General features: G+C 61.7%; 13 protein-coding genes. 5 read left to right on the top strand and 8 right to left on the bottom strand.

Annotated features, from left to right (window positions below):
* The 4 genes from GCT19_RS04510 to GCT19_RS04525 all read left to right on the top strand — a co-directional run.
* Positions 1–1,484: site-specific integrase (locus tag GCT19_RS04510; RefSeq protein ID WP_152851146.1), on the top strand; the 1,484-nt coding region annotated here is incomplete at its 5' end.
* A 220-nt stretch (positions 1,485–1,704) separates the two neighbouring features.
* On the top strand, positions 1,705–2,445 hold the full coding sequence (locus GCT19_RS04515; protein ID WP_013093563.1) for an ATP-binding cassette domain-containing protein: 741 nt from the start codon (positions 1,705–1,707) through the stop codon (positions 2,443–2,445).
* 55 nt (positions 2,446–2,500) lie between these two features.
* A complete protein-coding gene (locus tag GCT19_RS04520; protein WP_026228875.1) occupies positions 2,501–3,496 on the top strand; it encodes an ABC transporter permease in 996 nt (331 codons plus the stop codon).
* Between the two features lie 212 nt (positions 3,497–3,708).
* Positions 3,709–4,701 (top strand): sugar-binding protein, encoded by a 993-nt coding sequence (locus tag GCT19_RS04525; protein WP_152851147.1) that lies wholly within the window; start codon positions 3,709–3,711, stop codon positions 4,699–4,701.
* Between the two features lie 75 nt (positions 4,702–4,776).
* Here the strand turns inward: GCT19_RS04525 and GCT19_RS42600 are convergent, their stop codons facing one another.
* Positions 4,777–4,950 (bottom strand): hypothetical protein, encoded by a 174-nt coding sequence (locus GCT19_RS42600; protein ID WP_184129399.1) that lies wholly within the window; start codon positions 4,948–4,950, stop codon positions 4,777–4,779.
* Positions 4,951–5,182: 232 nt separating this feature from the next.
* On the bottom strand, positions 5,183–6,109 hold the full coding sequence (locus GCT19_RS04530) for a carbon-nitrogen hydrolase family protein (protein ID WP_152851383.1): 927 nt from the start codon (positions 6,107–6,109) through the stop codon (positions 5,183–5,185).
* Between the two features lie 83 nt (positions 6,110–6,192).
* Between GCT19_RS04530 and GCT19_RS04535 the strand changes: the two genes are divergently transcribed.
* Positions 6,193–7,095 carry a LysR family transcriptional regulator gene (locus GCT19_RS04535; protein WP_152851148.1) on the top strand — a complete coding sequence of 301 codons (903 nt, stop codon included), beginning with the start codon at positions 6,193–6,195 and terminating at the stop codon, positions 7,093–7,095.
* A gap of 120 nt (positions 7,096–7,215) precedes the next feature.
* On the opposite strand, the gene GCT19_RS04540 is transcribed toward GCT19_RS04535, so the two are convergent.
* The 6 genes from GCT19_RS04540 to GCT19_RS04565 form a co-directional block, all read right to left on the bottom strand.
* Positions 7,216–7,404 carry a hypothetical protein gene (locus GCT19_RS04540; RefSeq protein WP_152851149.1) on the bottom strand — a complete coding sequence of 63 codons (189 nt, stop codon included), beginning with the start codon at positions 7,402–7,404 and terminating at the stop codon, positions 7,216–7,218.
* 292 nt (positions 7,405–7,696) lie between these two features.
* Entirely contained in the window at positions 7,697–7,984 is a 288-nt protein-coding gene (locus GCT19_RS04545; protein WP_227749177.1) for a hypothetical protein, read from the bottom strand.
* 278 nt (positions 7,985–8,262) lie between these two features.
* Positions 8,263–9,090, bottom strand: coding sequence for an alpha/beta fold hydrolase (locus GCT19_RS04550; protein ID WP_152851150.1), 828 nt, complete (start codon positions 9,088–9,090; stop codon positions 8,263–8,265).
* 92 nt (positions 9,091–9,182) lie between these two features.
* Complete coding sequence (locus GCT19_RS04555) at positions 9,183–10,016, bottom strand: class I SAM-dependent methyltransferase (protein WP_152851151.1); 834 nt, start codon at positions 10,014–10,016, stop codon at positions 9,183–9,185.
* A 506-nt stretch (positions 10,017–10,522) separates the two neighbouring features.
* The gene (locus GCT19_RS04560; protein ID WP_013093570.1) at positions 10,523–10,825 is read right to left on the bottom strand and encodes a DUF4148 domain-containing protein; all 303 of its coding nucleotides are present in this window, start codon (positions 10,823–10,825) and stop codon (positions 10,523–10,525) included.
* Between the two features lie 275 nt (positions 10,826–11,100).
* Positions 11,101–13,386: an NADP-dependent malic enzyme gene (locus GCT19_RS04565; RefSeq protein WP_152851152.1), complete on the bottom strand. Its 2,286-nt coding sequence runs from the start codon at positions 13,384–13,386 to the stop codon at positions 11,101–11,103.
* Between the last annotated feature and the right edge of the window lie 49 nt (positions 13,387–13,435).

The following is a 13,435-nucleotide window of genomic DNA, read 5'->3' on the forward strand; positions in this document are numbered from 1 at the left end:
GTGACGATCTGGCCGCCCTCCTCGATCATCCCGCGGAAGATCGCGCCCGGCACGCCAAGGCAGTCGCGCACGCGATCGAAGCGCTGCGCACAGCTCGCCCGCCAGAACCACAGATCACCGACGACGTCGCGCAGTGGCTCGCCCCGCGGGCCGTGCGTGTGCTGCACGCCGACGGCATCCGCACGCTCGCCGATCTGACCGTGCGCATCCCGCGTCGCCGCCAGTGGTGGAAAGCGGTGCCCGGCCTCGGCGTCGCCAGCGCCCGCGCCATCGAGACATTCTTCGCGGCCTGGCCCGCCCTCACGGAAAAGGCGCGGGCGCTCCTGCTCGCGAGCCGCCGCGCCGAACTCGTGCCGTGGGAATCGCTGCAGGTACCGCATGAAGTTGACGGCTCCCAGGGGACATTTCGGGCGCCGAAGGCCACCTGCGCGCTCGACGCCGGCAACGACTATGAAGCGGTGCAGACCTGGCTTGCCCTGCAGGAGTCCCCCGCCACACAGCGCACCTACCGCAAGGAGGCCGAGCGACTGATCCTGTGGGCGATCGTCGAGCGCGGCCGCGCGCTGTCCTCGCTCACAACGGAAGATGCGATCGCGTATCGCACGTTCTTGCGCCACCCATCGCCTCACGCACGCTGGGTCGGTCCGGTGCGTCCTCGCACATCACCCGACTGGCGGCCGTTCAACGGCAGCCTGTCGGCGCGCTCGGTCGCGCATGGGCTGTCGATTGTGGGCGCGCTGTTCCGCTGGCTGATCGAGCAGCGCTACGTGCTCGCCAATCCATTTGCCGGCGTGAAGGTGCGCGAAGCCTCCGGTGCCAACGTGCTCGATACCTCGCACGCGTTCACCGAAGGCGAATGGGCGCTCGTGCGCACGATCGCCGATGGACTCGAGTGGTCGTATGGCTGGTCAGCCCCGGCCGCACACAGGCTGCGCTTCCTGCTGGACTTCGGCTACGCGACGGGGCTGCGGGCGGGCGAACTGGTCGGCGCCACGCTCGGACACGTCGAGACCGATGCGCGCGGCGATCACTGGCTGCGCGTGACGGGCAAAGGCAGGAAACTGGCGCGCGTCGCGCTGCCGCCGCTCGCGTGGGACGCCCTCGCCCATTACCTCGCCGAACGCGAACTTCCGATCGCGCCGGTGCGCTGGCGCCCGGAAACGCCGGTCATCGGCAGCCTCGAGGCAGACAGCGGGTCGACAATCAGCAGCGTGCGGCTATGGGGTGTGCTGAGGCGCTTCTTCCTTGCGGCTGCGAAGAGTATCGAAGCCGATCATCCGCCGCTGGCAGAGAAGCTGCGGTGCGCAAGTCCGCACTGGATGCGCCACACCCACGCGACGCATGCGCTCGGACGCGGCGCGGAACTGACCACCGTGCGGGACAACCTGCGGCACGCTTCGGTGTCGACGACGTCGATCTATCTGCATAGCGATGAAGTGAAGCGGGCACGGCAGATGAGCGACGTGTTCGGGGCTCGCAAGTAAGGTCGGTTCGATAACGCGCTGTGTGCTATCCGGGCGCGGCATCCAATTGAACGCACTTTGGCTGGCCTGACGCTTCCGCTTCGGCTGCACGTTCGGCAGGTGGCTAAAGTGCCTTGCTAAAAGCCCCATCGTGCACTAAAAAACATCTACCTACCTCGCATGTCTACTGGCCGCCCAGCCAATGCGGTGGGCGCCTCTACCCCAGCGAACGCGACAGTCTATGAGTCTTCTCGAGCTCAGAGGCGTTTCCAGACATTTCGGCGCCATTCAGGCCCTGATCGACGTGACGCTCAGCCTGGAGCCAGGCCAGGTGGTCGGGCTCATGGGCGATAACGGGGCCGGGAAATCGACATTGGTGAAGATCGTCGCCGGCAACTTTCCGCCTTCGCACGGTGAAATGCTCATCGATGGAAATCCCGTGCATTTCAACAAGCCGATCGACGCCCGCGCGCGCGGCATCGAGGTCGTCTATCAGGACCTCGCGCTTTGCGACAATCTGACGGCAGCCGCCAACGTCTTCCTTGGTCGCGAACTGCGGATCGGGTTCGGACCTATCCGCGTGCTCGATCACGCGACCATGTATCGGCGTGCGGGTGATCTGTTCAAGCAACTGAAGTCCGAGACGCGCCCGCGCGACCTCGTCAGGCAAATGTCGGGAGGGCAGCGGCAAGCGGTGGCCATCGCCCGCACGCGACTCTCTGATGCGAGGCTCGTCCTGATGGACGAGCCGACCGCCGCGATCAGCGTCCGCCAGGTCGCCGAGGTGCTCGATCTCATCAAACGCCTGTCCGAACACGGTATCGCCGTCATCCTCATCAGCCACCGCATGCCTGACGTATTCGCGGTCGCCCACCGGGTGGTTGTCATGCGGCGCGGGCGCAAGGTCGCGGACAAGAAGACCGAAGAGTCCTCCCCGGAAGAGGTGACTGGCCTCATCACCGGCGCCATCGCCGCCGCCTGAAACTGCCTTGCATCGGAGCCCCAGATTGAACGACGCGTCGCGAAGGCCTCCCACAATGCCGCCATTGATCGATGATCCACAGTCCGCGAGGACGCATACTCGCTGGTCGGGACTACTCGCAAGCCAGGTGTTCTGGGTCGTGCTGGCAACGATCGTCGCCTGTATCGCCCTATCGATTGCGACCTCGACCTTCGCGACCTCCGAGAATCTTTTCAACGTTACGCGAAACTTCGCCTTCGTCGCCATCGTGGCGCTGGGAATGATGGCGGTGATCGTCACGGGCGGCATCGACATTTCGGTTGGCTCGACCATCGGCATCAGCGGTATCGTGCTCTCGGTCGTCATGAACGCGGGCTACCCGATCTGGGCCGGCATCGGCATGGGCCTACTGACCGCCGGGCTGGTCGGCCTCGTCAACGGCTTGCTGATCGCGTATCTCGGCATGCAGCCTTTCGTCGTGACGCTCGCCATGCTGAGCGTCGGCCGCAGTCTCGCACTCGTGATTTCCCGCAGCCGGACTATTTTCGATTTCGGCCCCGACGGGAGCAAACTTCTCGCGCTCGGCGGCGGCGCGACGCTCGGCGTCGCCAATCCGGTGTGGTTCCTGATCCTGCTTGGGCTGTTGTTCTGGTTCGCGTTCGGCTGGACGCGCTGGGGCCGCTACGTGTTCGCGATCGGCGGCAACCGTCATGCGGCGACCCTCACCGGCGTGCCGGTACGCCGTATCGTTTGTAGCGTCTACGTGCTCTGTGGCCTGATGGCGGGCGTCGCGGCGATTCTCGAAGTCGGCTGGCTAGGCGCAGTGACGACAGGCCTCGGCACCGGCGACGAGCTGCGCGTGATCGCTGCCACCGTGGTCGGCGGGACCAATCTGATCGGCGGGGTTGGCAGCGCCTTCGGCACGATCGTCGGCGCCGCACTCATCGAGGTCATCCGCAACAGTCTGATCCTGCTCGGCGTCGACGCGTTCTGGCAGGGCACGGTCGTCGGCAGCTTCATTGTCGTCGCGGTGCTCTTCAACCGGCTCGGTGGCGAGCGGCAAGGGGATTGACTGTCTGTGGACGCACCGGCCACTTCCGGGCCGGTGCCGCGGGAAGCGGGTGTGGTCGGATCAGACGCGGGACTGGCGCACGCAGGGGTTCACAACACCGCGAGGGTCCGCTCCACGACCGGGGTCCGATTTCGGGCCTGAAGTCGGATCGTTATGAAAACTGTGTAAGCCGACATGGGCACCGCAGAGCCGGCGCCGAACAGGAGGAAGCAATGAAAAAACTGTTGATGTGTCTTGCTGCGGCGGGAGGACTCGCGATGCTGGCGTCCCCGGGCTTTGCGGCCGATAAGACTCTTGCGCTGGTCGTGAAGGGTCTCGACAACCCGTACTTCGACCTCATGCATCAGGGATGCGAACGGGCGAACAAGGAACTCAACAAGCAAGGCTACAACTGCTATTACACCGGTCCCGCGACCGCGGCGGACGAGAGCGCGCAAGTGCAGATTATCGACGACTTGCTGACCAAGGGCGTCGCGAGCATGGCGATCTCGCCCGCGAACGCGCCGGCTGTGGCGGAGGTGCTGCGCCGCCGCGGCGGATCGGTGCCAGTGATCACCGCGGATGCCGATCTGCTGCCGAAGGATGCGTCACTGCGCAAGAGCTATGTCGGCACCGACAACTACGAGCTGGGCGCGAAGCTTGGCGAGCAGTTGAAGATGCTGATGCCGAAAGGCGGCAAGGTCTGCCTCGTGATGGGCAATCCGGCTGCGGAGAACATCAACCAGCGGGCCCAGGGCGCGCGCGATGTGCTTTCCGGGAAGAAGGGCATCACGAAGCTCGCCGGCGAGAACGGGTGGCAAGAGATCAGTGGCTGTCCGCTCTACGTGAACGACGACGCCGCGAAGGCGAACCAGATGATGCAAGACACGCTGACCGCCAACCCCACGGGTCTCGACGCCTTTCTGCTGGAGGGCGGCTGGCCGCTCTTTGCTCCGCAGGCCTTTTCGCAGGTCGTCGCCCCGATCATGGACAAGATCAAGAATGGCAAATTCGTGATCGTCTCGGCTGACACGCTCGGGCCCGAACTGCAGGCGCTCAAGGACCGCAAGGTGAATGTGCTCGTCGGCCAGCGGCCCGAGGAAATGGGCTACCGCGCCGCGATGGTCATGCGTGACCTCGCGGAAGGGAAGTCCGTGCCTCCAGTCATTCACACCGGACTCGACGTCTGCACCTGGAAGAACGCCGACACTTGCCTGAAGCATTGAAGGCCGTTCGCTGCGATGAGGCCAGTCCCGTACCGCACGGGACTGGCTTTCTTATTGCAGGAGTACTCTGTGACTTCAACCTTGTTGACTGTTCGACGCCTCCAGCACTACGGCCTTGATGGCATGGACATGCACACCGAGCCGTTTCCTGGCGACTGCCAGCCCGTAACTTGCCGCGTCCTCGTCGCTCTGTCGTAAGAAATTGGACGACAGATTTACGAGCAGCGTGCCGTCGTTGAGCAGGCGCACACGCATCTCGAGCAGTTCGCCATCGGCGCGTGCTACGACGCCACGGACGATTCCGCATGGATGCCGCAGGCATCTGAGGCTAGCGCAATGCCGCGACCGCTACCCGTTGCGCAGCGGTCTGCCGCCCGGCATTCACTTTTGCGTCCGCCCTACGTTCATCTGGCTGATGAGTAGCGGTTGATCTGCGTGTTGAGCCCCGTGTGGTACCGGCCTGACTGGACTTTCGCGATGGTTATTCCGAGGTGAACGCGACAGTACGCTTTTGCCTCTCGTCTACGGAAAGCGAAAAAACATCCGGACGGGAATAGTGGCCAACGACGTCAAAATCGTAGCGAGCCCGCGTGAGTTCGGCCGTGTCGATCTGCGCCACCACGAGCCCCGTTTCGCCTCGTAACGGCCCGGCCAGCACTTCGCCGAGCGGGCCGACGAGCAGGCTGCCACCGTTGATCAGGGGACGGTCTTTGTCCCAGCCCGGCACGTCGATGCCAAGTGCCGCCGGCGACGGCTGCACCTGGCAGGCGCTGATAACGAAGCACCGCCCTTCATGAGCGATGTGGCGCATCGAGCACTGCCAGATCTCACGCTCGTCTACCGTAGGAGCGCACCAGATCTGTACGCCTTTCGCATACATGGCCGTACGCAACAGCGGCATGTGATTCTCCCAGCAGATCGCCGCGCCGGCGACACCTGCGGAACTCTGAACTGCGGGCAGAGTTGAACCGTCGCCTTGCCCCCAGATGAGACGCTCGGTTCCGGTAGGCATCAGCTTGCGGTGCCGGGCGACCAGCCCTTCCCCCGGATTGAAGAACAGTGCGGTGCAGTAAAGCGTGCTGCGCTCACGCTCAATGACGCCGATTACCAGCGAAGCGCCGCACCGGTTGGACAGCTCGGCGAGCGCCTCGGTCTCCTCCCCGGGGACGTCGATCGCGTTGTCGAAATAGCGTGCAAAAGCTTCGCGCCCTTCCGGCAGTCGATAGCCGAGCCGAGTGCCGAAGATCTCGCCTTTCGGATAGCCTCCCAGTAACGCCTCAGGCATGACGACGAGCTTCGAGTCGGAAGCGCGGATCTGTTCTTCGAACGACAGGATCTGACGCAAGGTCTCCGCCTTGCCTGCAGCGGACGCGCCGATTTGCAATGCGGCGACTCTCGATCTGGACATGATGCGGTTCTCCACGGTGAGTTGATAAGTGCAATTGTTCCGTCGCGATAGAATCGCGAGAACACATATCAGCACTTAACGATATGAATAAATTTGATATCTCGACTATCGATTTGAACCTGCTGAAGATCTTCGAAGCGTTGTTTGAGGAGGGAGGGGCCAGCCGGGCTGCGATTCGACTGGATATGACCCAGTCCGCCGTCAGCGCTGCCTTGAAGCGCCTTCGTGAGCTCTATTCCGACACGCTATTCGTACGTACCGGCCGCGGCCTGGCGCCCACGTCGCGTGCGCGCGAACTCAAGCCCGTGATCAGCAGTGCGCTGGACAACTGCAGGCAAAGCCTGGCTATCGCTTCGCCCGATGCAACGACCTTTCATGGCCGCAGCGTAGCGATCGGACTTTCCGATGATTTCGAACTTGCCGCCGGGCAACGAATTATCGATATGGTAGGACGCCGTGCACCGGGGCTTAGGATCATTTTCCGGCAAACCTACAGCCAGATCGTGAGCGATGCATTGGCCAGACAGGATATGGATTTGGCTATCGCGGCAGGTGGCTTTGCCGCTCGGGGTCTCAGTCACAAAGTGCTTGGCACGGGAAGCTATGCGTGCCTGATAGACGATGTGCACGGTGGAAGCCAAGGCCTGACGCTCGACGAATATGTGTCGAGAGGCCACGTTCTGGTGTCATCGGGCGGAGTCGTGGGGATCGTTGACGAGGCACTGGCGGCTCTCGGGTTGAAGCGCGACGTCATAGTGTCGACGACGCATTTTGCCGCGTTACCTTTTCTTCTAAAAGGAACGCGAGCGGTGGCGACGATCCCCTCACATGCTGCCGAAACAATCGCAGCAGTGACGGGGCTGACGCTACTGGCGTGTCCATTGGCGTTGCCGGGGTACCCGATTGAGCTTGGATGGCGCGGCAACTCGTTGCGGGATACGGCCGTAGCTAAAGTTCATAACGCGATAATCGAGTGCTTCTCCTGACCTGCGAGTGACTCGTCCTGGCGGGTCGCACCTTTGGCAGCCTCTTCCCTGTCGTGCTGCCCATTGAACGGGCAGCGTCCGCGCGGTTTGCAACGGCGCGAGCATGCAGACATCGGCGGTTTATGGCGTCGGCAGATGCAACTGGCCGTCGTCGCCGAGCACGAGTCCCTGCCAGGTCGCGGGCTTGCCCGACAGTTCCCATGCCTGGATCTGAGGCGGCGTCCTGCCGATACCGCCGCTTACGCGCGCAAGCGCTGCATGGTCGAGGTCTTCGTTCATCGGCAGGTCTTTGATAGTCAGCATATTCATCGTCGTGCTCCTTCGGCGGCGTGGTCAGCTGGTGTGCGGACCCAGTCGGGGAAAAGCACGGAGCATGCCACTCAGGCGAAGGCCGTCGGGACGGGACAATGCCCGAAAGAGTGATGGACGCGGACCAACAATTGCTCACTGCATGTCGGCGCACGACCGTCTTTAAGGTGAGCGTTTTCACCAGCTTTTGCAGGGACGACGATCCGCTTGCTGTCCTGTCAAAGAACCACTCATCCATCGTCAGAACCCTGATGCCAGAACAGTATCTCTTCCTTGCGCCGCCTCCTTGATTTCAACTGCCGTACTGCTTCGTATTCGGCATTCGCACGATGTGAATCCCCTCCGGCAACGATATCTCCACCCTGCCGCCCAGATCATCCGCGAGCATCTGTGCTGTCGCTGCACAGAACGTTGCCGTTTGCTGCGCCGTCGGTTTGATAGCGGTGATGTAGGATTCGCTCGCGTCCAGATATTCCTGTTCTCTGTCCGCGCTGGTCATGGCGCTTGAGTTCATGCTGCCTTTCTCCAGTATTTGCGCATGGGCGATTTCGCCATGCAGTTCCTTTGCCGCTTCCAACATGCGGCGTATCCTCCTCTCGCGTCTTAAACGATCCACGGTGAATCTTCATTCCATTCACACTCTACGAGTAATGCAGAAGTTCTTTCTCTTGCTCCACATGACTCCCTTAAGACCGCAGGTGTTGTTCCTCTGCAATTTGTGATTTCATACGTTTTCCAAGAAATTGACGCGCGCATACGCACGCCGCGCATTGACGCGATTGCAACGGCCGTTCTTCATCGAACCGGTCTCTCGGCCAAAACAGCAATTGCTGCGGGTGGTCGGTCTGACGCTCTCCGTTAGCAGGTACAGATCGTCGGGTCGACCTCGGCAATATGGCGCACGATGGCCGCGTTGACCTTGTCGGCATGCGTGACAGGTCCCATGTGTCCCGCGCCCTCGACCACGGCGAGACGCGCTGCTGGCAACAGCATTGGCAAGCGCTCGGCAATCGCACGAGTCGGAACGGGCGCGTGCTGGCCACGCATGATTAGCGCCGGAATACGCAAAGCGGCGTATGCGCTTGCGGGCGTACCCTCATCAATCAGTGCACGAAAGTCGAGAGGCGCCTTGGGAGCCCAGCGCGTGAGCGCGGCCTGAACCGACGGACGCAGTGCATCCCACGCGCCCCGTCCGCTCCAGTAGTCAACGAATGATGCTGCGGCACCCCGATAGTCGCCACAACTCACGCCATCTGCGGTGCGTTTCGAAATCGCGATGATCTCGGCAAGCGCCTCCGCCCCGTACCTCCCCATCGTCTTGAGCAGATGAAACGCCGATGGTTCGTAAAGCGTCAGACTTGCTACGCGCTCCGGCCGCTCGAGCGCCGCACGCAACGCGACGCCACCGCCATAAGAGTGACCGACGAGATGCACCTTCACGCGCAAGGCGTCGATGATCCCGACGGTTCTCGCTGCCTCGTCGGCGAGTGTGAAGGCGCGCTCGCCGCTCCACGGGCCCGTGCTCTCGCAGCCGTAATGCTCAGGGGCGATGAACTTGTGACCCGAGGCAAGCGCATCGCTGAGCTTTCGCCATTGCGCCGAACCCGAGCCGGAGCAATGAAGTGCAATTACCGGCGCCGCAGATGAGAAGAGTTGCGCTAGGGGCATGGTCGTCATGTCGTTCATGGAGGCTGGGTCGCTGTGTGGCGCGGATGGCTCGCGATGACCGGGGCGTGTAAGGTTTCGGCCGCATTGACGACAACCTCGCCTTCACGCATTCAGCGTCGTTCAATCACGACTTCGAGATACTCGCTCGGCAGGACGAGTGTCGCGTCGTTCGAGCGGTTACGGTTCTCGATCAATGCCGTCAGATCGCGATGAAACGCCACCTGCGACTCACCATCGAGGGCAGCAAACGCCTTGTTCATCGGCCCATAAAACGTCCGAAACACGTCGATGAAATGCGCCGGCGACCGATAGCGGAACACGAAATCGCGGTTGATCGCCGTGATCCTCCGCGCACTGTCGCCGAACAACTCTTCCAGGCGCGCCTTCGCGCCCCAGAGCGCTGGTGACTTCACGCCTGCCGGTGGCGGAATGTACTTGCCGATCGTCTTGAATAGCTGCCCGATGAAACTTTCCGGCGTCCAGTTGGCGAGGCCGATCTGTCCGCCAGGCGTGCATACACGCACGAGTTCAGCTGCGGCTTTTTCCTGGTTGGGAGTGAACATCACGCCGAAGGTCGACATCACGATGTCGAATGTGGCATCCGCGAAGGGCAGCGCTTCGGCGTCCGCTTCCTGGAACTGCACGGTCAGTCCCTCAGCTTGCGCTCGCGCCCGGCCCGAATCGAGCAGCGAAGCAACGTAGTCAGTCGACGTCACGTCGCACCAGCGGCGCGCGGCGGCAAGCGTTGCGTTGCCGTTTCCTGCGGCGACGTCCAGCACGCGACTGCCGGCGCGCAGGTCCAGCGCTTCGCAGAGGTTCTCGCCGACGATCTGCAACGTGGTGCCGACCACGGCATAGTTGCCTGTCGACCAGGCGACCTGGTGACGGGCCTTGATGGCGGCGAAGTCTGGAATCGATGCGGAAGCGAAATCTACAGTGGACATAGAGAACTCCTCAAAGGCCCTAAGTGCGAGGCGCGAACGCGGGTCGCGCTGCATATCTGACAGCGCCGCGAATTCTTGATGAGCGTGCCCGCGCGGCGATCTGGCAACGCAAACGGACGAAAATTGCCGATGCTTTGTTGACGTTCGATTGGCGCTTGATCGTTCGTTGTTGCAGCGGCGTGGGTGCTAGTATCAGCACGCATGTCGTATTGAGGAATGACTGGGCGTCCAGAATTTTTGCGCAAGACGCCGAAACTGATCGGCAGTCTCCTGGATGCTGTGTCGGATGTTCTTCGTGTCCTGTACGTCGCAGGCGCGGTTTATCTAAACACCGTCTTAACTGTGCCATGTGTCTAGTCGGAGGCTCAGCACAGAGGAAAGCTGCTGGGCAACGCAAGACAAACCGCGTCCGCCGTCAGCTCATCGCACTGCGACCTGGCCAAATGGTGCCGTCTGCGTGCGCGCGCGCCGACTACGGGACACCGAAGACGCCGGGCCAACTTCAATCAATGCGGCAGACACTCCGTTTGGAACCAATAGTCGACCAGGCGCTGGGCCGCTTGCAGATCATCCGGATAGTACGGGTCGTCATTCCATGGCGACGGGTCGTAACCTGCTTTCCTCAGGGCCGCGAGTTCGTTCTGGTGCTGCGCCATCGTAGGAGGCGCGTTGGTTTTGAGCGCTGCCAGGTCGCGGCACTCTGCGGGGCTGAGATGCGGCCCGGTATATGGCATGCCGCCGACGATACAGCCGGCGAGCAAAAGCACCGCGGCGGGAAGTGTCAATCCTGTCTTGAGCGACTTGGTCATAGTAGGTGGACTTCCATTCGATCGCTTGATTGCACGGGGTCGCGACGGGCGCCTTGTCGTGAAGTCGTTCCTTCCTACAGGTCTTCCTATCGCGAGGAGCGGTCAAGGCAACGCCCGCCTTCAACTCCCCGTTGAACGTGGCCTTGAATGACGCGTTTTTTGTCGCCACGCCTTTCCATTTTGAGCGCCTTCTATACGGGTATGTGTAAGCAATCGCTTCTGCTGATCACCCGGATGCGAACTTTACATCCACTGCAAGTCTCGCTGCTTTGTACCTAATCGCGATTTGCCTGCAACACCGTGAGCGCGGCCATATTGATGATTCGACGAACCGTCGAACTGGACGTCAGTATGTTGACCGGTGCATTGACGCCTAGCAGGAACGGCCCCACAGCGACATTACTTCCTGCCTCCGTCTTAAGCAGGTTATACGCAATATTTGCCGAATCGACGTTCGGACAGACCAGCAGATTGGCGGCGCCCTTCAGTCGCGACGTGGGTAAAACGCGCTGACGCAGCGCCTCATCCAGCGCGCAATCTCCGTGCATTTCGCCGTCGATCTCGAGGTCGGGCGCCTTTTCGCTAGCGAGTGCGAGTACGTTCCGCATCTTCTCGCCCGACGCAGAACTGCCCGAGCCAAAGTTCGAACGCGATAACAACGCCACTTTGGGCGACAGATTCAACCATGCCATTTGCGCCGCGGCCGCAATCGTGAACTCCGCAATCTGTTCGGCCGTGGGGTTATCGTTGACGTGTGTGTCGACGAGTGCCAGCGTGCGTTTGTCGAGCAGCAGGATATTCATTGCCGCATAAGTTTGTGCGTCGTGTTTTCTGCCGATCACTTCGTCGATGAAACGCAGATGCTTGTGATAAGCGCCGACAGTGCCACATATCATCCCGTCCGCGTCGCCCAGTCGTACCATCATGGCACCGATCAGTGTCAGGCGGCGGCGCATTTCAACCCGCGCCATTTCCTTCGTAATCCCATCACGGCATCGCAGTTCCCAATACGTCGTCCAGTATTGGTGAAAGCGTTCGTCGTTTTCCGGATTCGTGACCTCGACGTCCTCGCCGAGCTTCAACCGCAGCCCGAATTTCTCTATTCTCGACAGCAGCACTTCCGGCCGGCCAACAAGAATCGGCCGCGCCAGCTTCTCGTCGACGATCACCTGAACCGCCCTCAGAACACGCTCCTCTTCGCCCTCCGTGAAGACGATGCGCGAGTTGCCACCCTCGCGCACGAATTGCTTCGCGGCGGCGAACAGCGGTTTCATGAACGCGCCGGAGTGATAGACGAACTGCTGAAGCTGATCCGCGTAGGCATCGAAATCAGTAATCGGGCGCGTAGCCACGCCGTCCTCCATCGCGGCCTTTGCGACGGCGGGTGCGATGCGAACGATAAGCCGGGAATCGAACGGCTTGGGAATCAGATATTGCGGTCCGAAGGAAAGATCGTACGCACCATATGCGGCGGCGACGGAGTCGTTCGGTTCCTCCTGCGCGAGACCTGCGATTGCGTGAACGGCGGCCACTTCCATGTTCCGCGTGATGGTGGTCGCACCAACGTCCAGCGCACCGCGGAACACATAGGGAAAGCACAGGACATTGTTGACCTGATTCGGATAGTCCGATCGGCCCGTCGCGATCACCGCGTCATCACGGGCCTCGCGCACTTTCTCCGGAAAGATCTCCGGCGTCGGATTGGCGAGCGCGAGAATCAGCGGACGTGGCGCCATCTGCTTCACCATTTCGGCCTTCAGCACGCCACCGACCGAAAGCCCAAGGAATACGTCGGCGCCTTCGATGACGTCGGACAGCACCCGCGCCGAAGTGGCCTGTGCAAAGCGCGCCTTGTCGGGGTCCATCGCTGCCGTGCGTCCTTGATAGACCACACCTTCGATGTCGGTCACCCAGACGTTTTCGCGCGGCAGTCCGAGATCGACCATCAGTTCTAGACACGCGAGCGCCGCGGCACCTGCGCCCGAAGTGACGACCTTCACCTTCGAAATGTCCTTGCCCACCACTTTCAGACCGTTGAGAAACGCGGCGGACACGGTGATCGCGGTGCCGTGCTGATCGTCATGAAAAACGGGAATCTTCATACGTTCGCGCAGCTTTTGCTCGACGATGAAGCAATCGGGCGCCTTGATGTCCTCCAGATTGATGCCGCCAAATGTCGCTTCGAGACTCGCGATGATATCCACGAGCTTGTTGGGATCGCTCTCGGTAATTTCGATGTCGAAGACGTCAATGCCCGCGAACTTCTTGAACAGGACGGCCTTGCCCTCCATCACCGGCTTGGAGGCAAGCGCACCGATATTGCCGAGACCCAGCACCGCCGAGCCGTTGGTGATCACGCCGACCAGGTTTCCTCGGCTTGTATAACGGAAGGCCTCGCGTGGGTCCGCCGCGATTTCCTCGCATGCGACCGCCACTCCGGGCGTGTAGGCGAGTGCGAGATCGCGCTGCGTGACGAGCGGTTTGCTTGCGCTCACCGATATCTTCCCCCGCGTAGGAAACTCGTGATACTGCAGGGCTGCCTCGCGTTCGGTCCTGTCCATATGTGCCGTGCTCCTATGTGTACACCGGGACCATCCCGGCTGATCGTCA

Origin of the sequence: Paraburkholderia atlantica (assembly GCF_009362785.1) — a bacterium.
Classification (GTDB): domain Bacteria; phylum Pseudomonadota; class Gammaproteobacteria; order Burkholderiales; family Burkholderiaceae; genus Paraburkholderia; species Paraburkholderia atlantica.